Genomic DNA, 18,434 nt, shown 5'->3' on the forward strand with positions numbered 1-18,434 from the left:
GGCGCCAAGAGCTTTAGTAAGCGCTGCTCCTTCTGCCTCCTGGTCAGATGCCGAGGTTTCTCGTCATGCGTCGTAGGGTCGCCGTCGATGTGATCTCGATAGCTTGCATCCTGTGCAAGACGCACTTGATGCATCGAGTTCGTGGCAACGAAAGTGAACGTGTCGCGCATAGCGCTCGGAAGAAGTAGGCACTGATGCGCAAGTGCCTCAAGAAATTCCCGGCGTAGCTCCCACGCATCCTCTTCTTCGTAGCCTGCGATGACTGAATTCCACGCCTTCCAACGTCGTAGCGCATCAAGCCATCCGTTGAGTAGATTCGTGAGCTCTCGGAGCTCATCTCTAACCATCTCGGCCCCGAACAGAGACCAGCGATGCTGGTCGATCTGCTCAAAATCGTAAGGAAGGTAGTGCTCCGACGGTCCCATGTCGCCACTATCCCAGCGGACAAGGTAGGCATCGAATGCGGTGCGTAGAAGCGTGGAATACTTTATGTCCATAGGCAGCGTAAAAGGACCAATCTCAAGACTACAAGATAGTCATTGTTGAAGCCCCAGTCTGCCCCGGAGAAGGGCCTTCACCGTACGGAAAATGGTGTCGTGGGCTGTATAAACATCGTCGTCGCTAGCAACACCGGTGTGCACAATTGTCCCTCTGAGGTCATAGGCTCGCACAACTTCACGAGCTAGCTGACTGCGATCTACGTGTGCCAATCCTGCGCCAGTCCTGACCAGTTCGCGTACGCGCCTGCGTATTGAAGTCTCTTTACGGAAATCGAACTCTCTCTGTAGCGACTCAAGAGCGACACGTTCCTCTTCATCGATATCCTCAAGAAGGCGCTTGTTGATGTCCAGCATCATCTTCTGCAGCATCGCGACAGCGGCTTCGTGCTTGGGCAAGTCTGGAGCTAGAACTTCCAACACCATCATCAACGTCAGCAATCGAGCCCTCATGGAGGTCTCCAGAAATTGCCCCAAGTACAGCGAAATAGCAGTTGCAATTTTGGTATCCGTGAGCACGCGCTCATCACACTCCGTCACCGCCTCTTCTAGCAGGGGCGCCAATGTGGCAAAGGCTGATGCGGTGTGCAAAGACGCTTCGCCAAAGGCAACAAACTTGATGTTCTCGTCCGTCTTGAAAATTGTGTATCCCCCCGCATTGCCGAGTCCATGAACCGGGGCGTCATCTTCCAAGTCGAAACCTCTGGCCAAATTTTTTCCGGCTTGGACTGGGTCATCGGCATAGGTGATGTCTCCCCTGCCCTGCTCCAAGACGAACGGTAAGTTCCGGACTAACGCGATGTTCCACAGTCCGGCATGAAGACGTGGCAAGAATGCCTCTGCTTCAGCTTCCGTCGCAAACTCTGAGATCTTTACGATCAAACTTCGGTGCTGCATCACGAATGTTGCGGGCTTCCCGGCTAGCTGTATCTGCACAGGAGTCTCGATACCGGCGATGCCCAATGTTTCTAGAGTCCTTGCCGAGACACGCAGTGTGTATGTCATATCCGCCCCTCCTACCCATCAGCTTACCCATCCTCGCCGCAGCTCGTTGGCCCCCCACGTGGGCGCCAACCTGGACGTGATGCATGCGGACACCACCCGGATGCGCACCAACGCCCAGGGCCTCAAGCCGTTTGTGATGACCAACCTCAAAACCCTGGCGGGCGTGGCCGATGTGGTCAAGTTCATCGAGACTCGGGGCATGCTGAAAAAATCAGCACCCGCAGTCGGCTAGAATTCGCGCCTTCCCTCCCGGAGACTTGGGTGAGTGGTTTAAACCAGCAGTCTTGAAAACTGCCGACGGGCAACCGTCCGTGAGTTCGAATCTCACAGTCTCCGCCAGTTCTCGGCCCGGCGCAGCTACAACAGCGAAATGTGCGCAAAGGCCAGTGCAGCAACATGTCTGTGGCTGCCCCCCCCCCTCACTCAACCCGATTCACAAGAACGCATCTGCCCCCTAGACTGCGTTTTTACTGAGCCTTGCTGCATCCATGGGCAGGACTGAGAAATTGGGTGTGGGCCTGCGGCCTGAAGTGACTAGCCATGTCGAGGAGAGAAGGATGTTGTCGTCGGCCCTCTACGCATCGTTCTTTTTCACGGTGGCCCTGCTGGTCACCACCGCCTACTTCTTGATGGGTGGTCTGCCGCTTCTTACGCTAAAACATGACACCCCACTGGACGCGCGGTTCGTTCGGGGGTTTTTCAACGTGTACTACCGTGCTGCGTTCTGGGCGTCACTGGGGGCGTTTGTAAGCTATGCGCTTTGGGGCAGGTACCCCTTTGCCATCGGCGTGGCGGTCAATGCCTGCATCGTCTCGCTGCTGCGCAAGCACTTGTTGCAAGCCATGCAGCAGCTCGGTGCACAGATCGAGGCGAGTAGCGACGGAGCGATTCACCACTTTCGCCGCGTGCATTCGGCGGCGCTCTTCGTCAACCTGGTTCAGCTGGTGGCGATCGTTTGGGGGCTGTTGTGGTTGTCACAGCAGCTCAAGTAGACCTCTCGGTGGGGTGCCACGCCGGGCCTGTGCCCTGCGTGTGGCCTTTCTTTCACCTCGCCAGTCCCGCTCCCTGCGGTGCGATGGGGGTCAAATCTTCAGGGCGGCATACCTCTTCGCTGTGCGCCAAACGAATCCACAGACCGGTGCGTTTGATGATGACGTAGTCCACGCTCACCGTTCTGCCTTTGTAGAGAAATTGCGTGCCGGGTTTGTACAGAATCATTCTTGTGATGTAGCGCGCTGGGATGGCCGGATGATGACAACATCACCCATTCCGCAATGGTGCCAACAGACGGGCGCCGTGGCTTTGCCGCTCGGCAAAAGACCTACGACGCAGTCGCTTTTTCACCCCCGTGTTGATGCCTTAGGGCGGGCAAAAAAAAGCCCGCAGGCTGCGGGCTTAACACTTGCGCGATGCAAGCGGGAGGGATGTCGAGGGGATCGACAGACCAATGTTAGGACGGTGACCAATGTGGGCATGTAGGACAGGACCGATTCCTCCAAGCTCCGTCGATCAGCAGCAGAAAGGGATCGTGGGTTAAGCGCCCGGGCAGCCCAACGTTCACGTTCCGTAAATCCTTGCGCTGCCCCGCCCCGTGGCCTTGGCCAGGTACATCGCGGAATCGGCCTTGCGCAGGAGTTCTTCGGCCTCGGTGCCGTCACCGGGCGACAGGACAATACCGATGGACGCGCCGATTTGCAGCGCATGCGCTTCGATCTCGGTGGGCCGGCCCAGGGCTTGAACCAGACGGTCGGCCAGGCGGTACGCACTGTCACCGTCCGATACGCCCCGCTGCAGCAACGCGAACTCATCGCCGCCCAGGCGCGCCACCACATCGTCCTCGCGCGCGGCCTGCGTCAGTTGCCGGGCCACCCACACCAGCAACTGGTCACCTACGGCGTGCCCGTGGCGGTCATTGACGAGTTTGAACCCATCCAGATCCACGTACAAGACAGCGAAGCCACGGCCCGACCGGTGCACGTCGGTGGCTGCGGCCTGCAATGCTTGCAAAAAGGCGGTGCGGTTGAGCAAGCCCGTCAGGCCGTCGTGCTCTGCCACATGGCGGATCTGCTGCTCGGCCTGCTTGCGCTGGGTGACATCGGTGAAGGTGCGCAGCGCGCCGCCGCCTTTGATGGGCACGGTCTGGACCTCCAGGATGCGCCCGTCGGGCCGGGGACGGTCATACACCTGGGGCTGATCGACCCCGCCATTGCTGTGTCGCAGCAGGTCCTGCACTTCCTGCGATGCGCCCTGGAATTCGCCACGAGCCCGCAGGTAGGCCAGCACATTCACCAGCGTGGGCTTGGATGCCATCAGCTCGGCCGGCAGGTCCAGCAGTTCCATGGCCCGGCGGTTGCACAGCTCGACCACCCCCGTGGCGCTGATCTTGGCCACGCCCTGGTCCATGTGCTCCAGCGTGGCTTCGAGCAGGATGGATTTCTCCCGCAATTGCGCCTCGCTGTCGCGGGCGCTGCGTTCGGCCTGCGCCAGCAAGCGCTGCTGGCGCTTGAGCTCGGTGATGTCCACATGGGCGTAGAACACCGTGCCGTCGCTGCCCTGCTTGGCGATGACGCGGCTCCAGCGGCTGCGCGGCAAAGGCACTTCAAACGGCGCCCCCGCAAAACGCATGTGCTCCTGCAAGGTCGAAAGACCGTCGTAAAACGGTGCCATGTCGCCCTCACCCCCGACGGACCATGCGTGGCGGTACACCTCGTCAAACGCCAGACCCATTGCGGCAGCGCGGTCTGGCAGGTGGTACATCTGCATGAAGGGCTGATTGACCCACTGGATGCGCTGATCTTCGGCGCAGATCATCAGCCCATCGGGAATGCGGTCAAACAGTTCGGAGCTTTCAAACAGCGGACTGCGCAGGTAGCCGGGCTCATGGATTTCGGCCTCGGCCGGCGTGGCGAGCGTGGCTTGCGCGCTCTGCACCGGCAGCGCCTCGGCACGCCACAGGCGCACCCGCCCCACGCCTTCAATGGGCAACGACGACACATGCACGCGCAGCCCCCGGTGATCGAAGCTGTAGGGGCGGGTCTGCGCCCGGTGGCGCTCGAGCCCGGCGGTGATGTAGCGCTCGATGTTGGGCAGTTCCTGGGCATCGAGCCGCTGGTTATAGAAGCGGCGCAGGTTGGCTTCGTAGGGCTCGCCCTCGTACACATGCCCCTCGTGCTCCGGGAAGAACTTGAAGAAGGTCCTGTTCCAGGCCACCGTGCGGTCGCTGTCGTCAAACGCGCACAGCGCCACGTCCAAACCATCCAGGGTGTCACCCAGGGCACGGATGAGGCGGAGGCGAGAAGCGTCAGGCATGGTCAGGAGGTTGGATGCGGCACTGTCAGCACAAGCCCGTGCAACACACTGGCCCAGGTGGCAAGGGGTCTGCCAACGCCGACGCACAGCGCCGATCATTCCATTGTGCGGAACCGACTTACAGCAAACCGTCTGAGGGCCACGGACAAGCTGAAGGCAGCGGTTTGTGTTGCGCCAACACCACAATACCTTGATGCAAGTCAAGAATCAACCGAGACCAGCGCGGATGCCAAGCCCCGTCGTTACGGCTGGAAACTGATCCATAGCGTGACCGGAACCCTGTCGCGCCTGCGTTCCGCTATGGTGGGTGTTTTGTAACCCGGAGTGAGCTGCATGATGAAAAAAACCACCCCTTTTGCCGTCGCCTGTTGCCTGGCCCTGGGAGCAGCTGTGACTGGGTGTGCGGGTTACGGACAAACACCCGCACCACCCGCCAGCACGGCACCGACAGGCGCGGCGCCCGGAGGCATGTGCAATGCCCAGCCCGCGCAGTTTGCAGTGGGACAAAACAGCACGGCATCGACCGTGGAGTCTGCACGGCAGCGCTCGGGCGCGCAGACGGCGCGCATCCTGCGCCCAGGGCAAATCATCACCAAGGAATACGACACCCAGCGGCTGAACCTGGAGGTAGACGGCAATGGCCGCATCCTTGCGGCAAAGTGTGGCTGAGCTTGCCCCCAGCTGCTGAATGGCCTGAGGGCCTGCCAACAATCTCCCGGGAGATCACAAACCGGCTTTGACGGAGCCTCCGTCAGTCCGCCAGGAACAGCTCCTGCAGATCGCTCAGAAAGTCAAAGCCCCGCTCGGTAGGCCGTACACGCGCCATGTCGCGCTCGATCAGGCCCTTGCGCTCGGCGGCCTCCAGGCCCTTGGCGATGGCGGTCAACGGCAGGCCTGTGCGGGCCATGAAGTCCTGCAGCGCAAAGCCTTCGCGCAGGCGCAGGGCGTTGAGCATGTACTCAAACGGCAGATCGGCGCGGCGCACCTCGTCGTCCTGCGCCACGGCATGGCCTGCCAGGGCGTTGTCCATGTAGCGCGCGGGGTCCCGAAAGCGCACCTGCCGCACCACGCGGTGCGCAAAGCTCAGCTTGCTGTGCGCACCCGCGCCGATGCCCAGGTAGTCGCCAAACTGCCAGTAGTTGGTGTTGTGAAAACACTGGTGGCCGGGCTGCGCGTAGGCAGAAATCTCGTACCGCGCCATGCCCGCCTGCCCCGTCATCTCCGTGATGCGGTCAAGCATGGCGTAGGCCTGGTCGTCCTCGGGGATGGCCGGGGGGAACTTGGCGAAGTAGGTATTGGGCTCGATGGTGAGGTGGTAGATGGAGATGTGCGGCGGCTTGAAGGCCAGCGCCGTTCGCAGGTCCTGCTCCAGCTCTGGCAGCGTCTGGCCCGGCAGGGCGTACATGATGTCGAGGTTGAAGGTGTCGAAGGACGCAGCGGCCTCCTCCACCGCCGCCATCGCCTGGGAACGGTCGTGCACGCGGCCCAGGGCCTTCAGGTGCTGGTCGTTAAAGCTCTGCACCCCCACCGACAGGCGCGTGACGCCCGCCGCGCGGAAGGCGCGAAAACGGTCTTTCTCGAACGTACCGGGGTTGGCCTCCATCGTGATCTCGCAATCTGGCTCCAGCCGCAGGCGGGCGCGAATGTCGCCGATCAGCCGGTCGATGGCTGCCGGCGAAAACAGGCTGGGCGTGCCGCCGCCGATGAAGATGCTGTGCACGGACCGCCCCCAGACCAGGGGCAGCGCGGCCTCCAGGTCGGCCATCAGGGCATCGATGTAGCGCTGCTCGGGCACCTCGCCGCCGGTGGCATCCGGGCGAAATTCGTGCGAGTTGAAGTCGCAGTACGGACATTTCTTGAGGCACCAAGGCAGGTGCACGTACAGCGACAGGGGCGGCAGGCTGGGCAGCTGCAGCAGGCCCGGGCGCATGTAGTGCTGGATGTCGCGCACCACGGCAGGTTCGGCCTCGGCCTGTGGCGTGATCGGAATATGAACCACGGTCAGCGCCCTTCTACAACCAGCGTTCGCGCATCAGCGCCAGCATCTGTGCGGCCGATCGGCCCCGGTGGCTGTGGGCGTTTTTCACCTCCACGGGCAGCTCGGCAAAGGTCTTGCCGAACTCGGGGATGAACATCACGGGGTCGAAGCCAAAGCCGTTGCTGCCCCGAGGTTCGGTGGTGATCTCGCCCACCACGCGGCCCACGGCGATCAGCGGCTCCGGGTCTTGCGGGCTGCGCACGGCGACCAGGGTGCTGACCATGGCGGCGCGGCGGTTGGTCACGCCTTGCAGTTGCTCCAGCAGCGCGCGCACGTTGTTGTCGTCGCTTTTCTCGTAGCCGAACTGGGTGCAGTAATACGCGGTGTCCACGCCCGGCAGGCCGCCAAAAGCGTCCACACACATGCCGGCATCGTCGGCCAATGCGGGCAGGCCCGTGTGTTCGGATGCAAACCGTGCCTTGGCCAGGGCGTTTTCGACAAAGGTGCGGAAAGGCTCCTCGGCCTCACCCACACCCAGGTCGGCCTGCCGCACCAGCTCCACGCCCAGGGGCGCAAACATGGCCTGCAACTCGGCCAGTTTGCCGCGGTTATTGGATGCCAGAACAATTTTCATGGTCAAAATGGCCGCAAGCGCTAGTGAAATATGCGCAAGCAGCTATCAATTAAGGAGTATTTTGCAGGGCTTGCTGCTGCAGCTGCACCAGCTGGGCGATGCCCTGTTCGGCCAGCCCCAGCAGTTGGTCCATCTCGGCGCGGGTAAAGGCCACGCCTTCGGCTGTGCCCTGCACCTCCACATAGTGGCCTGCGCCCGTCATCACGACGTTCATGTCGGTGTCGCAATCCACGTCTTCCACATATTCCAGGTCCAGCAGCGGCGTGCACTGCACGATGCCCACCGAAATGGCTGCTACGGGCTGCAGCAGCGGCGACTGGGCGATCTTGCCGCTGGCCAGCAGCTGGTTGACCGCATCCTGGGCCGCGACCCAGGCGCCGGTGATGGCAGCCGTGCGCGTGCCACCATCGGCCTGGATCACGTCGCAGTCGAGCTGGATGGTGCGCTCGCCCAGCAGCTTCAGGTCAAACACGGCGCGCAGGCTGCGGCCGATGAGGCGCTGGATCTCCTGCGTGCGGCCGGTCTGCTTGCCCCGTGCAGCCTCGCGGTCGCTGCGGGTGTGGGTGGCGCGCGGCAGCATGCCGTACTCCGCCGTGACCCAGCCCTCGCCGCTACCGCGCTTGTGCGGGGGCACACGCTCTTCCACCGAGGCGGTGCAGAGCACCTTGGTGTTGCCAAACTCAATCAGCACCGAGCCCTCGGCATGCATGGTGTAGTGGCGCGTGATGCGCACAGGGCGCAGTTGGTTGGCGGCGCGGTTGCCGGTGCGGATGAAGGTGGTCATGTGATTCTCTATATCAAGCAAGTCGCCCACCTGCTTCATGAGGCGGGCGACGAAAGGCGAAAAAACCTGATTCCATGCATTTGCATGGAGGGAGCCTGGATGCAACCCAAAGCGCCGATGGCAGTTCAGGCCTTGCGGGCAGCAGAGCGACGGATGGCTTCGTTGATTTCGGCGATCGACCGCTCGATGGCCGCATCGTCCAGGTCATCCACCAGCCCATCGAGCGGGCCCGCCTGGATGGTGGACGCAAACACGTCGTCGCTGATGCTGTCCGTGGACACCCCCTGGGTGGACTCGAACGCATCGGGTGTCTCCCACTCCAGAGCCACCACGGTCACGTTGTCACTGCTGTCCCCCGCTTTGCGAAGGGCATCTTCCACCAGCTCGGGCACAGCATGCGACACGGTGTTGCGGCCCAGTTGCTTGGCGATGTCTTCGTCGCTGAGCGTGCCCCACAGGCCGTCTGAGCACAAAAGAATGCGGTCGCCCTGCTCTAGGTACACAGGGCCGGTGATGTCGTAAATGGGCTTGGTGGGCGAACCCAGGCAGGTGAACAGCACGTTGCGGTTGATCTTGTCCAGACCAGGGGGCGGCGTGTTGCGCAACTCCATGTACGAGTGGTCCCGCGTACGGGTCAGCAGATCGCCATCGCGCACCATGTACAGGCGCGAGTCTCCGCAATGGATCCAGGTGGCGGTACCGGCCTGCAACACCGCCGCGACCAAGGTGGTGCGCGGTGTGTCGAGCATGCCTTTCTCTGTGGCGTAGCGCAGGATCTGGTGGTGTGCCGCGAGCAACGCGCCGGACAGGAACTCCTGCACATCCTTGAGCTGGGGTTTGGCCTGGCGCTGGAACAGCGCCGAGATGGTCTGCAGCGCGATCTGTGCGGCCACTTCACCTTCAGGGTGGCCACCCATGCCGTCGGCCAATACAAACAGGCCCGATTCGCGCGTGTAGCAATAGCCCATGCGGTCTTCGTTCTTCTCGCGGCCGCCACGGCGGCTGATCTGGAATACCGAGAACTTCATAAGGACTCACGCAAACAAGGATGCACCCGGGCGCCATCCGTGGACATGTACCTCACCCGAACCCGCATTGCGTGCGTCTGGTTCATTTGGGCTTGGCTCCGATACCGGTGGCTTCACCCACCTTCTGCACATTTTTCTTGGTGTCAGACACCAGAGTGTCCAATTGCAGCCGCATCTTCTCGGCCACCGTGAGCTTGGTGTAGCGGCGCTCACCCTCGCGGCTGAGCTCTTTTTGCAAGGCAAACACCGACTGGGGGCGGGACAGCGGGTCAAGCGCCATGCACCACTCCACCACCTCGATCAGGTTGTCGGAATACACGCCACGCAACTTGGTCAGGGCGAGCGACAGGCGGTCCTTGTCCACGCGCTGCGGCGCCTCGTTGGGCGGAAAGCCCTGCATGCAGGCGTAAATGCAGGCGCCGATGGCGTAGATGTCGGTCCACGGCCCCATCTGCGAATCGCGCCGGTACATCTCGGGCGCAGCAAAGCCGGGGGTGTACATGGGGCGGATGAAATTGCCTTCCTTGCTCAGCACCTCGCGCGCCGCGCCGAAGTCGATCATCACGGCCTTGTTGTCGTCGGTGATGAAGATGTTGGCGGGCTTGATGTCCAGGTGCAGCATCTTGTGCTGGTGCACGATGCGCAGGCCGCGCAGCACTTCGTCGAACAACGAGCGGATGGTGGACTCGCGGAACACCTTCTGTGTCTTGAGGTCGCGGGCGGTGATGATGAAGTCCTGCAGGGTCGCGCCCTCCAGGTAGTTCATCACCATGTAAACGGTTTCGTTCTCGCGGAAGAAATTGAGCACGCTCACCACGGAGGCGTGCGAGATCTGGGCCAGCGAGCGGCCCTCTTCAAAGAAGCTCTTGAGCCCCAGGCGGTACAGCGAGAGCTTTTCGGGCGGCACCTTCGGAAGCAACTCACCAGGAGCGCGGGTCGCCAGGGACGAAGGAAGGTACTCCTTGATGGCCACCTGCTGGCCTTCGGCGTCGAGGGCCAGATAGACCACACCAAAACCACCGGAGGACAACCGGCGCACCACACGGTAACCGCCAATTGCGGTATCGGGCGGCAAGGGGGCCGGTTTGATTTTTGACATATTTTGCGAAGATGATTCGGGGGTAAGGCGGAACCCGGATAATCGCCGGATCGCAAGCAACCATCAAAAAGTCCAATGCCAGTTTACAGCATGACCGGATACGCCAGCGCACAGCATGGCGCATCTGCCACTGGCGCTGAAACCGACGCCCGCGCCCCCCAGACGCGCCGGCTGGGACTGGAAATCCGATCCGTCAACAGCCGCTTTCTGGACCTGTCGTTTCGCCTGCCTGACGAGCTGCGCGCTATGGAGCCCACGCTGCGCAGCCTGCTCACAGCGCGCCTGAAACGCGGCAAGGTCGAAGTGCGAGCCGCCCTCGACACCGACGACAGCAACAGCCTGCAAGACCCGCCAGCGCGACTGCTGCAGCGGCTCAACTCTTTGCAGGACTCCGTCAGGGCCTGGCTGCCCAGCGCTGCCCCCCTCACCGTGGCCGACGCCTTGCGCCTGTGTGCCAATGCACATTCGGGCACCGAGGACTGGAGCGAAGCCGTTCCGGCCCTCGCCGAAGAAGCCCTGACCGCCTTGCTGGCCGCCCGCGAACGTGAGGGCAAGCGCCTCGCGACTATGCTGCTGGATCGCGTCAAGCAGCTGCGGGCCTTGGCCGAACAGGCCGTCCCCATGGTTCCGCTGCTGGTGGAGCAGCAACGCCTGCGCTTCATGGAGCGCTGGAAAGAGGCGATGGCCCTCACCGACGGCTCTACCCTCCCCGAGGCTGCCCGTGACCGCGCATTGACCGAGGCCACGGCGTTTGCCATCCGCATCGACGTGGCAGAAGAGATCACGCGGCTGGATTCGCACCTGGATGAAATCGAGCGCCTGCTGAAAAAAGGCGGCGAAGTGGGCAAACGCCTGGACTTCCTGATCCAGGAACTCCACCGCGAAGCCAACACGCTGGGCTCCAAATCTGCCGCGCTCGACCTCACCCGCATCAGCGTGGACATGAAGGTGCTGATCGAGCAGATGCGCGAGCAAGTGCAAAATATCGAATAACACTCATTTTTTGATAGCGCCTGGCGCACATCAACCATGGACTATCCAGGAAATCTCATCGTCGTGGCAGCACCCAGTGGTGCCGGCAAGTCCAGCTTGGTCAAGGCCTTGCTGGAGCTGGACTCGCATGTCCACCCCTCCATCTCGCACACCACCCGTGCGCCCCGCGGCCAGGAAAAGCATGGCCGCGAATACTTCTTCGCGTCGGAGTCCGAGTTCGATGCCATGGTGCAAGGCAACGCGTTTGTCGAATGGGCCCATGTGCACGGCAATCGCTATGGCACCTCCAAGAAAGCCATCGAAGAGCGCATTGCCCAGGGCTCAGATGTGATTCTGGAAATCGATTTCCAGGGCGCACTGCAGATCAAGCAGGCATTTACCAATGCGGTGCTGGTTTTCATCCTCCCGCCCAGCTGGGAAGAACTGCGATCGCGGCTGGAGCGGCGGGGCGAAGACTCTGCGGATGTCATCGAGGTACGCCTCAAAAATGCTGCCATCGAGATGGCCCAGGTCAGCAAATTCGACTTCGTTATAATTAACGAGTTGTTTGAGCGCGCGCTTTTCGACCTGAAAGCCGTAGTTCACGCCCAGCGACTCAAGTACGCCGCTCAGCGCCGCGCCCGTGCTGACACCTTCCAGTCGCTCAATATCACCTGAATCCCCGGAGTAAACGATGGCACGCATCACCGTAGAAGACTGTCTGGAAAAGATCCCCAACCGCTTCCAGCTCGTACTGGCCGCCACGTACCGCGCCCGCATGCTCAGCCAAGGCCATGCTCCACGCATCGAAAGCCGCAATAAGCCCGCCGTGACTGCCCTGCGTGAAATCGCCGAAGGCAAAGTGGGTCTGGAGATGCTCAAGAAGGTTCCCGGTTGAACGTTCTGCTGGGCAATGCCCACCCAAAAGCACCGCGCCAGCGGTGCTTTTTTTTGCCCGAAAGTCCTCTGGCGCAGTCCCGCGCTACATTTAAGGCATGAACGCGGTGCTCAATTCACCTTCTGCAACGCAGCCCCGCCCGGGTGACCCATCTCCGGCAGGCAATCTATCGGCAGCCGCTGCGGCCGCCAATGCGGCTGCGGCCAGCTTCGCAGCACTGACCGATAGCCTGGACTACCTGGACGCCGTCAGCATCGAGCAGGTGCGCCAGGCGTACCGTTTTGCCGACGAAGCCCACCTGGGGCAGCTGCGCAACAGCGGTGAGCCCTACATCACCCACCCTATTGCAGTGGCTGCGCAGTGCGCGGCGTGGAAGCTCGATGCCCAGGCGCTGATGGCCGCGCTGCTGCACGACGCCATGGAAGACTGCGGCGTGACCAAGGCCGACCTGATCGACCGGTTTGGCGCCCCGGTGGCCGAACTGGTGGATGGCCTTACCAAACTGGACAAACTGCAGTTCAACACTCGCGAAGAAAATCAGGCCGAGTCGTTTCGCAAAATGCTGCTGGCCATGGCGCGTGATGTGCGCGTCATCCTCATCAAGCTGGCCGACCGCACGCACAACATGCGCACGCTGTCGGACATGCCGCGCAGCAAATGGGGTCGCATCTCGTCCGAGACGCTGGAAATTTACGCCCCCATTGCCCACCGCCTGGGCCTGAATCAGACCTATCGTGAACTGCAGGACCTGGCCTTCCGACACCTGCACCCCTGGCGCTATGCGACCTTGGCCAAGGCCGTCAACAAATCCCGCAACCGCCGGCGCGATCTGGTTCAGAAAGTGCAGGCCGAAGTGGATGCTGCCTTTTCCAAGATCGGCATGAAGGTGCGCTTGGCTGGTCGCGAGAAAACGCTCTATGCCATCTATCAAAAGATGGACCTCAAGCACCTGAGCTTTGCCCAGGTGACGGACATCTACGGCTTTCGAGTCATCGTGCCGACTGTGACCGATTGCTACACCGCCTTGGGTGTACTGCACCAGATGTACAAGCCGGTACCTGGAAAGTTCAAGGACCATATTGCCATTGCCAAACTCAACGGCTATCAGTCTCTGCACACCACCCTGGTGGGCCCCTCGGGCGTGAACATCGAGTTCCAGATGCGCACCGATGAGATGCACGTGATTGCCGAAGCCGGCGTGGCAGCACACTGGCTGTACAAGGCCCAGGACGGGGAAGGTACGGCAGCCGAGCGCCTTGGCACCAAGTGGCTGCAGTCCTTGCTGGACATACAGAACGAAACGCGGGATGCGGCGGAGTTCTGGGATCACGTCAAGGTGGACCTGTTTCCCGATGCGGTCTACGTCTTCACACCCAAAAGCCAGATCATGGCGTTGCCGCGCGGCGCCACGGTGGTGGACTTTGCCTATGCCATTCACAGCAATGTGGGTGACCGGACGACCGCCGCCAAGATCAATAACGAGCAGGTTCCGCTGCGCACCGAACTCAAGAACGGGGATGTGGTGGAGATCATCACCGACCCCGTTTCCACACCCAACCCAGCGTGGCTTGGTTTTGTGCGCACGGGCCGGGCACGGTCCAAGATCCGCCATTACCTCAAAACCTTGGCCCAAACCGAGTCCGAAGGGCTGGGTGAAAAACTGTTGACCCAAGCCATCCGAGCGGAAGGCCTCGAACAACTGCCCCCCGTCAGCGCTGAGACCCAACCGCTGTGGGACAAGCTGCTGCGCTTCACCGGCAATCGCACGCGCAGCGAGCTGATGACCGATCTGGGCCTGGGCAAACGCATTGCCAGCATCGTCGCCAAACGGTTGATGGTGCTGATGTCGGAGCATGGCCACCGTCCGGATGCTCTGCTTATGACTCGTGAGCGCTACACATCTCACGAAACCCTGTCGCAAGGGGCCGTCACGCTGGATGGCAGCGAGAATGCCTCTGTGCAATATGCCACCTGCTGCCGTCCCGTGCCGGGCGACAGCATCGTCGGTTATCTGGGCCGCGGTGAGGGACTGGTCGTGCACAACGCACATTGCAGTGTCGCCAAACGTCTGCAGCATAAAGACAGCGAACGCTTCATTGCCGTGGACTGGTCGGACGAGCCCACCCGAATGTTCGAAACGGGCGTGGTCGTTACCGTGAACAACGGCAAGGGGGTGTTGGCACGCGTGGCAGCGGAGCTTGCCAATTCAGAGGCCGACATCACCCACGTGGACATGGACGATGAGGCAGCCTTGGACACCACGGATCTGCGATTCATCGTGGCGGTTCGCGATCAGGCCCATCTCGAGCTGGCATTGCGCAACCTGCGCCGCACACAGGCCGTGCTGCGTGCAGCCAGGATTACTCCACAACCCTGACACCTCAGCACGGCACCAAGCCCTGAGGTCGATACAACAGACGCGCAGCTCGGCGTCTGTATGCGAACGGGTTACGTAGCAACACTACGAGGCGGGTACTGCACCTCCACCACCTCCAAATGGCGCACTCCGCCCGGCGTGGGTAACTGCACCTCGTCCCCAACGCGCGCCTTCAGCAGCGCCCGGGCCACAGGTGAAATCCAACTGACCTGACCCATACGGCTGTCGGCCTCGTCGATGCCCATGATGGTGATCGTGCGCTCACCATCCTCGTCGTCCGAGTAGGTGACGGTAGCCCCAAAGAAGACCTGCTCACTGCCAGCATGCAAACTGGGATCCACCACTTCGGCAATCTCCAGCCGCTTGGTCAAAAAACGGATGCGCCGATCAATTTCGCGCAGACGCTTCTTGCCGTAGAGGTAGTCGCCGTTTTCAGACCGGTCTCCATTGCTGGCAGCCCAGTGCACCACATCCACGATCTTGGGCCGCTCGTTGTCGATGAGATCCAACAGCTCCGCCCTTAGACGCGCATACCCAGACGGGGTGATGTAGTTTTTGCCGCCCGGTGGCAAAGGAGGTAGTGCCAATCCTTCGTCATCGTCAGCACTGTCGGTTTCCTTGGTAAAAGCCTTGCTCATTGCCAGAACTCTCCAATCAGCGCAAAGCGCCTGGACAAATGAAAAAGCCTGCAATCTCACGATTGCAGGCTTTAAACATTGGTGCGGCTGGCAGGAATCGAACCCACGACCCCTTGGTTCGTAGCCAAGTACTCTATCCAGCTGAGCTACAGCCGCTAAGCTTTGAATTATAGCATGATTTCTTGGCGACCCTTGAAATTTGCTTTTTTTCTGATTGCTTTCCTGAATCAGGCTACGCAAGCAGACAGTCAATTCAACACAAGCCAAGATTGTAATGCACGATGAAGGTTCCAAAAACAAACTGAGCGATTTGGATCACAAAACACATCGTTTGCTGATACATCCACCTTACGAGCGCGGGTGGTAGGGCGTGTTGGACTTGAACCAACGACCAAAGGATTATGAGTCCTCTGCTCTAACCAACTGAGCTAACGCCCCCAGCCATGCTCCAGCGCTATACAACGGGGCAAGCGCCGTATTGTAGGGGCTTACTTGCGGTGGCTGAGCGCGTTGGACACCAGCTTGGAGGTGATGTCCACAATCTGGATCATGCGGTCGTATGGCATGCGCGTAGGACCAATCACGCCCAAAGTCCCCACCACCTTGCCATCAACCTCATAGGGGGAGCTGACGATCGAAAGCTCTTCAAAGGGCACAACCTGGCTCTCGCCACCGATGTAGATGCGCACCCCTTCCGCTTGGCTTGAGATGTCCAGAAGGCGAAGGATTTGTGTCTTCTGCTCAAACAAGTCAAATGCCCTGCGCAGGTTGCCCATGTCGCTGGAGAAATCACTGACGGACAGCAGGTTGCGCTCTCCAGAAATCACCACCTCGTCCTGCGCCTCGGACAGTGCCTCTGAGCCTACGTTGACTGCCGCCTGCATAAGCGATGCGATCTCTCCGCGCAGCACATCGACCTCGGACTTCAAACGTTCTCGCACCTGCTCCATTGCGAGTCCGGCGTAGTGGGCATTCAGAAAGTTGGAGGCTTCTACCAGTTGCGACTGAGAGTGATCCACCTCGGTGAAGATCACGCGATTCTGTACGTCACCTTCCGGCGACACGATGATCACGAGAAAGCGCTTTTCGGAGAGTCGAAGAAACTCTATGTGGCGAAATACCGAGGTACGCCGAGGTGCCATCACCACTCCAACGAACTGGGAGAGGTTGGACAACAGCTGCGCAGCGTTGGCGATGACTTTTTGTGGCTGTTCAGGTGCCAGCTGGGGCGGCATGACAGACTCCCGCTGCACCGTGAGCATCGTGTCCACAAACAATCGGTATCCACGCGCTGTGGGAATACGGCCAGCGGAGGTATGGGGACTCGCAATCAGCCCCAGCTCTTCCAGGTCCGCCATCACGTTTCGTATCGTGGCAGGCGACAAATCCAACCCGGACGCGCGGGAAAGGGTACGCGACCCTACGGGCTGCCCATCAGCGATGTAACGCTCGACCAGGGCTTTGAGCAACAACTTGGCACGGTCATCGAGCATGGAATGATTTTACTTTTGTAATCGTGTTCTGGCCCTGCGGCCTAGGCCCCAGCCTCCGAGGCGGTGGGGTTGGTCACGAAAGCTGCTAAGCGGCACGCCTAGCATAGCCGCCAGATTGGGCTGGTCGTACCAGCAGGAGCGCCAACGCGCGACGGTCTGGACCGCATCTTCGCCAGACAAGGCACACCTCCAGCGGCACATTTTGGCCTCCCGTTGACAGAGAGGTTACACCCACAGTCTGCTAGGGGCCCGCCAACGACGCTCGCCGTGGGGCAGAATTCGGCCAAAAGCGGCCCTCCGGACCCGGACCAGAACCATGAAGAAGTTCAGACACCATTCGTACTTTGCCAAGCCGCGCCAAGAACAGCAGTACCTGTTCCCGCACGTCTGCTTCTCGTGTCGTAAGTCCTTCAAAAAGCCAATGCGAGTGCTCCCTCGACTCTGCCCGCAGTGTCAAGGACCCATGGTGATGCTCAATCGCAAGTTCTCAGCACCCAAGATGACCGACGTTGACCAGTGGCGCAAGGTCGAGTATCTGGTCAGCCAGGGGTTCCGCTTTCAATCCATCCGAGAGCAGCCCAGCGGACTACTCGTGCGGTACCCCGCAACCTTGGCCGATGCGAAATTGTTCGTCAAGAGGCACGCCGCCCAGGTTCGATAGCGGCCAAGAGCAGTCGGTGGTGGCAGGTGAAAGCGGGCGCTCAACGTTCGACATGAGCGGCGAACGCAAGTGTGCGAAGCACGCCAGAGGTTGTCCGCTCGATGGAGGGGTTAGACGCTCTGCTCAACGGCCTTCTCCGGCCTGCGCTGTACGCAACCATTGCTTGAACCACTCGGGCGGAAGAACGACTCCTTCGAAGGAGCGGCTGCGCAACTCCTCAAGCGAGTATGTGTTTGCAAGGTAGAGATCCCACTGTGTTTCAACGTCGGTGAGGACAGGCAAGAGCTTTTCGATTTCAGGCGGTGCGTCCGCGTCGATGTACTGACACCAAAAGCGATCGCACCACTCGGCGATTTGCTTGTGCGAATGAGGCGATGAGTCCGGCTCTGCGCCCCACTCCAGAACTTGCAGAGCTGCCTCTCGCGTGAACGGCAGCGTGACTTCCTTTGACGACGACACAAAGTACCTCAACGTTAAGGCGTCTAACGATGGCGGTAACCGGCGCGCTGTGGCTGGCCGGGCCGGGCGAAGAATGAAGTGGCAGCCCGGCGCGGCCAGCCGCAGCGTGTCCGGTTGACCAACGGGTTAGAGCTCTTATCACACTTGATTACGAAGTCTCGGAAATCTCAACACCAACAATCATCGGCGGCAAGATGTTTCTGACCGTCAACGTTACTCCGTTGTCCAAGAAGATGCACAGTGCTGAATCAGGACCTTCACCCAAGGCGTCCCAGAGCCGCACTTGCGCAATTGTGGCCGGCAGATACGGAGCAAGTTCAGCAAGGATTTCCGCTCGTACAAGCGTATCTTCATACCAGCGACCACGATCTGCTGGGTCGCCGACTTCGTGAATTTCAAGGCCAAGAGCCGGGTACTTGCCCGGATCTTCAACCTCACACGCGACGACATGGATTACCTGTTTTTCAGCGCAGACCAGGTTAACGAACAGGCCCTGAATCTCAGGCGTGCTTGCATCAACCCACGCAGGGTGCGGCTGTGTTCGGGACAACCACACAGCGTCCAGTCGCAGTCCCACGAGAGTGTTGCTGTCCATGAGCTCT

Annotated in this window: 19 protein-coding genes, 3 tRNA genes and 1 pseudogene; 9 read left to right on the top strand and 14 right to left on the bottom strand. The window is 60.9% G+C overall.

From position 1 onward, the window contains the following. Positions 1 to 536: 536 nt before the first annotated feature. Positions 537 to 1,502, bottom strand: coding sequence for a hypothetical protein (locus tag C8C96_RS21990; protein WP_147455702.1), 966 nt, complete (start codon positions 1,500 to 1,502; stop codon positions 537 to 539). 37 nt (positions 1,503 to 1,539) lie between these two features. On the opposite strand from C8C96_RS21990, the pseudogene C8C96_RS21995 reads away from it, so the two are divergent. The 3 genes and pseudogenes from C8C96_RS21995 to C8C96_RS22005 all read left to right on the top strand — a co-directional run. Next, a pseudogene (locus tag C8C96_RS21995) lies at positions 1,540 to 1,734 on the top strand (urease accessory protein UreG); the annotation flags it as partial. A 19-nt stretch (positions 1,735 to 1,753) separates the two neighbouring features. Next, positions 1,754 to 1,841: transfer RNA gene (locus tag C8C96_RS22000), tRNA-Ser, on the top strand. 218 nt (positions 1,842 to 2,059) lie between these two features. Beyond that, positions 2,060 to 2,494 carry a hypothetical protein gene (locus tag C8C96_RS22005; RefSeq protein ID WP_056062046.1) on the top strand — a complete coding sequence of 145 codons (435 nt, stop codon included), beginning with the start codon at positions 2,060 to 2,062 and terminating at the stop codon, positions 2,492 to 2,494. A 52-nt stretch (positions 2,495 to 2,546) separates the two neighbouring features. On the opposite strand, the gene C8C96_RS25060 is transcribed toward C8C96_RS22005, so the two are convergent. After that, positions 2,547 to 2,720 (bottom strand): hypothetical protein, encoded by a 174-nt coding sequence (locus C8C96_RS25060; RefSeq protein WP_165836546.1) that lies wholly within the window; start codon positions 2,718 to 2,720, stop codon positions 2,547 to 2,549. A 339-nt stretch (positions 2,721 to 3,059) separates the two neighbouring features. Next, positions 3,060 to 4,811, bottom strand: a complete 1,752-nt coding sequence (locus C8C96_RS22010) for a GGDEF domain-containing protein (protein ID WP_121943650.1) — start codon at positions 4,809 to 4,811, stop codon at positions 3,060 to 3,062. A gap of 336 nt (positions 4,812 to 5,147) precedes the next feature. Here C8C96_RS22010 and C8C96_RS22015 point away from each other — a divergent pair, with 336 nt between their 5' ends. Beyond that, positions 5,148 to 5,480, top strand: a complete 333-nt coding sequence (locus C8C96_RS22015) for an I78 family peptidase inhibitor (protein WP_370107373.1) — start codon at positions 5,148 to 5,150, stop codon at positions 5,478 to 5,480. A gap of 82 nt (positions 5,481 to 5,562) precedes the next feature. On the opposite strand, the gene hemW is transcribed toward C8C96_RS22015, so the two are convergent. From hemW to C8C96_RS22040, 5 genes are all read right to left on the bottom strand, one after another. Continuing rightward, complete coding sequence (gene hemW / locus C8C96_RS22020; RefSeq protein ID WP_370107406.1) at positions 5,563 to 6,741, bottom strand: radical SAM family heme chaperone HemW; 1,179 nt, start codon at positions 6,739 to 6,741, stop codon at positions 5,563 to 5,565. 82 nt (positions 6,742 to 6,823) lie between these two features. Next, positions 6,824 to 7,423 (bottom strand): RdgB/HAM1 family non-canonical purine NTP pyrophosphatase, encoded by a 600-nt coding sequence (rdgB, locus tag C8C96_RS22025; RefSeq protein ID WP_056641312.1) that lies wholly within the window; start codon positions 7,421 to 7,423, stop codon positions 6,824 to 6,826. Positions 7,424 to 7,472: 49 nt separating this feature from the next. After that, entirely contained in the window at positions 7,473 to 8,207 is a 735-nt protein-coding gene (gene rph / locus C8C96_RS22030; RefSeq protein WP_121944142.1) for a ribonuclease PH, read from the bottom strand. 125 nt (positions 8,208 to 8,332) lie between these two features. Beyond that, positions 8,333 to 9,235 (bottom strand): PP2C family serine/threonine-protein phosphatase, encoded by a 903-nt coding sequence (locus C8C96_RS22035; protein ID WP_056747320.1) that lies wholly within the window; start codon positions 9,233 to 9,235, stop codon positions 8,333 to 8,335. Between the two features lie 82 nt (positions 9,236 to 9,317). Next, positions 9,318 to 10,334, bottom strand: coding sequence for a serine/threonine-protein kinase (locus C8C96_RS22040; RefSeq protein WP_015012787.1), 1,017 nt, complete (start codon positions 10,332 to 10,334; stop codon positions 9,318 to 9,320). Between the two features lie 90 nt (positions 10,335 to 10,424). Here C8C96_RS22040 and C8C96_RS22045 point away from each other — a divergent pair, with 90 nt between their 5' ends. The 4 genes from C8C96_RS22045 (at position 10,425) to C8C96_RS22060 (ending at position 14,581) form a co-directional block, all read left to right on the top strand. Further along, complete coding sequence (locus C8C96_RS22045; RefSeq protein WP_056060548.1) at positions 10,425 to 11,327, top strand: YicC/YloC family endoribonuclease; 903 nt, start codon at positions 10,425 to 10,427, stop codon at positions 11,325 to 11,327. Between the two features lie 36 nt (positions 11,328 to 11,363). Further along, the gene (gmk, locus tag C8C96_RS22050; protein WP_121943653.1) at positions 11,364 to 11,984 is read left to right on the top strand and encodes a guanylate kinase; all 621 of its coding nucleotides are present in this window, start codon (positions 11,364 to 11,366) and stop codon (positions 11,982 to 11,984) included. 16 nt (positions 11,985 to 12,000) lie between these two features. Further along, positions 12,001 to 12,204 (top strand): DNA-directed RNA polymerase subunit omega, encoded by a 204-nt coding sequence (gene rpoZ, locus C8C96_RS22055; RefSeq protein ID WP_005794722.1) that lies wholly within the window; start codon positions 12,001 to 12,003, stop codon positions 12,202 to 12,204. Positions 12,205 to 12,301: 97 nt separating this feature from the next. Beyond that, the gene (locus C8C96_RS22060; protein ID WP_056060542.1) at positions 12,302 to 14,581 is read left to right on the top strand and encodes a bifunctional (p)ppGpp synthetase/guanosine-3',5'-bis(diphosphate) 3'-pyrophosphohydrolase; all 2,280 of its coding nucleotides are present in this window, start codon (positions 12,302 to 12,304) and stop codon (positions 14,579 to 14,581) included. Positions 14,582 to 14,652: 71 nt separating this feature from the next. Here the strand turns inward: C8C96_RS22060 and greB are convergent, their stop codons facing one another. The 4 genes from greB to hrcA all read right to left on the bottom strand — a co-directional run bounded on the left by greB (position 14,653) and on the right by hrcA (position 16,712). After that, positions 14,653 to 15,219, bottom strand: a complete 567-nt coding sequence (gene greB, locus C8C96_RS22065) for a transcription elongation factor GreB (protein ID WP_121943654.1) — start codon at positions 15,217 to 15,219, stop codon at positions 14,653 to 14,655. A 79-nt stretch (positions 15,220 to 15,298) separates the two neighbouring features. Then, positions 15,299 to 15,375, bottom strand: a tRNA-Arg gene (locus C8C96_RS22070). Between the two features lie 205 nt (positions 15,376 to 15,580). Further along, a tRNA-Ile gene (locus C8C96_RS22075) sits at positions 15,581 to 15,657 on the bottom strand. Positions 15,658 to 15,707: 50 nt separating this feature from the next. Beyond that, the gene (gene hrcA / locus C8C96_RS22080; RefSeq protein ID WP_056060538.1) at positions 15,708 to 16,712 is read right to left on the bottom strand and encodes a heat-inducible transcriptional repressor HrcA; all 1,005 of its coding nucleotides are present in this window, start codon (positions 16,710 to 16,712) and stop codon (positions 15,708 to 15,710) included. A 316-nt stretch (positions 16,713 to 17,028) separates the two neighbouring features. Between hrcA and C8C96_RS24700 the strand changes: the two genes are divergently transcribed. Next, positions 17,029 to 17,373 carry a hypothetical protein gene (locus C8C96_RS24700; protein ID WP_147455703.1) on the top strand — a complete coding sequence of 115 codons (345 nt, stop codon included), beginning with the start codon at positions 17,029 to 17,031 and terminating at the stop codon, positions 17,371 to 17,373. Positions 17,374 to 17,496: 123 nt separating this feature from the next. On the opposite strand, the gene C8C96_RS22085 is transcribed toward C8C96_RS24700, so the two are convergent. Continuing rightward, the gene (locus C8C96_RS22085; RefSeq protein WP_199737509.1) at positions 17,497 to 17,832 is read right to left on the bottom strand and encodes a hypothetical protein; all 336 of its coding nucleotides are present in this window, start codon (positions 17,830 to 17,832) and stop codon (positions 17,497 to 17,499) included. Positions 17,833 to 17,980: 148 nt separating this feature from the next. Then, entirely contained in the window at positions 17,981 to 18,427 is a 447-nt protein-coding gene (locus C8C96_RS24705) for a hypothetical protein (protein WP_147455704.1), read from the bottom strand. Positions 18,428 to 18,434 lie beyond the last annotated feature (7 nt).

Source organism: Acidovorax sp. 100 (genome assembly GCF_003688355.1).
Classification (GTDB): Bacteria; Pseudomonadota; Gammaproteobacteria; order Burkholderiales; family Burkholderiaceae_C; genus Acidovorax; species Acidovorax delafieldii.

Coding starts and splice junctions, on each gene's coding strand:
- C8C96_RS21990 (WP_147455702.1), bottom strand. CDS start 1,502: ATGACATACACACTGCGTGTCTCGGCAAGGACTCTAGAAACATTGGGC.
- C8C96_RS22005 (WP_056062046.1), top strand. CDS start 2,060: ATGTTGTCGTCGGCCCTCTACGCATCGTTCTTTTTCACGGTGGCCCTG.
- C8C96_RS25060 (WP_165836546.1), bottom strand. CDS start 2,720: ATGATTCTGTACAAACCCGGCACGCAATTTCTCTACAAAGGCAGAACG.
- C8C96_RS22010 (WP_121943650.1), bottom strand. CDS start 4,811: ATGCCTGACGCTTCTCGCCTCCGCCTCATCCGTGCCCTGGGTGACACC.
- C8C96_RS22015 (WP_370107373.1), top strand. CDS start 5,148: ATGAAAAAAACCACCCCTTTTGCCGTCGCCTGTTGCCTGGCCCTGGGA.
- hemW (WP_370107406.1), bottom strand. CDS start 6,741: ATGCGCCCGGGCCTGCTGCAGCTGCCCAGCCTGCCGCCCCTGTCGCTG.
- rdgB (WP_056641312.1), bottom strand. CDS start 7,423: ATGAAAATTGTTCTGGCATCCAATAACCGCGGCAAACTGGCCGAGTTG.
- rph (WP_121944142.1), bottom strand. CDS start 8,207: ATGACCACCTTCATCCGCACCGGCAACCGCGCCGCCAACCAACTGCGC.
- C8C96_RS22035 (WP_056747320.1), bottom strand. CDS start 9,235: ATGAAGTTCTCGGTATTCCAGATCAGCCGCCGTGGCGGCCGCGAGAAG.
- C8C96_RS22040 (WP_015012787.1), bottom strand. CDS start 10,334: ATGTCAAAAATCAAACCGGCCCCCTTGCCGCCCGATACCGCAATTGGC.
- C8C96_RS22045 (WP_056060548.1), top strand. CDS start 10,425: ATGACCGGATACGCCAGCGCACAGCATGGCGCATCTGCCACTGGCGCT.
- gmk (WP_121943653.1), top strand. CDS start 11,364: ATGGACTATCCAGGAAATCTCATCGTCGTGGCAGCACCCAGTGGTGCC.
- rpoZ (WP_005794722.1), top strand. CDS start 12,001: ATGGCACGCATCACCGTAGAAGACTGTCTGGAAAAGATCCCCAACCGC.
- C8C96_RS22060 (WP_056060542.1), top strand. CDS start 12,302: ATGAACGCGGTGCTCAATTCACCTTCTGCAACGCAGCCCCGCCCGGGT.
- greB (WP_121943654.1), bottom strand. CDS start 15,219: ATGAGCAAGGCTTTTACCAAGGAAACCGACAGTGCTGACGATGACGAA.
- hrcA (WP_056060538.1), bottom strand. CDS start 16,712: ATGCTCGATGACCGTGCCAAGTTGTTGCTCAAAGCCCTGGTCGAGCGT.
- C8C96_RS24700 (WP_147455703.1), top strand. CDS start 17,029: ATGAAGAAGTTCAGACACCATTCGTACTTTGCCAAGCCGCGCCAAGAA.
- C8C96_RS24705 (WP_147455704.1), bottom strand. CDS start 18,427: ATGGACAGCAACACTCTCGTGGGACTGCGACTGGACGCTGTGTGGTTG.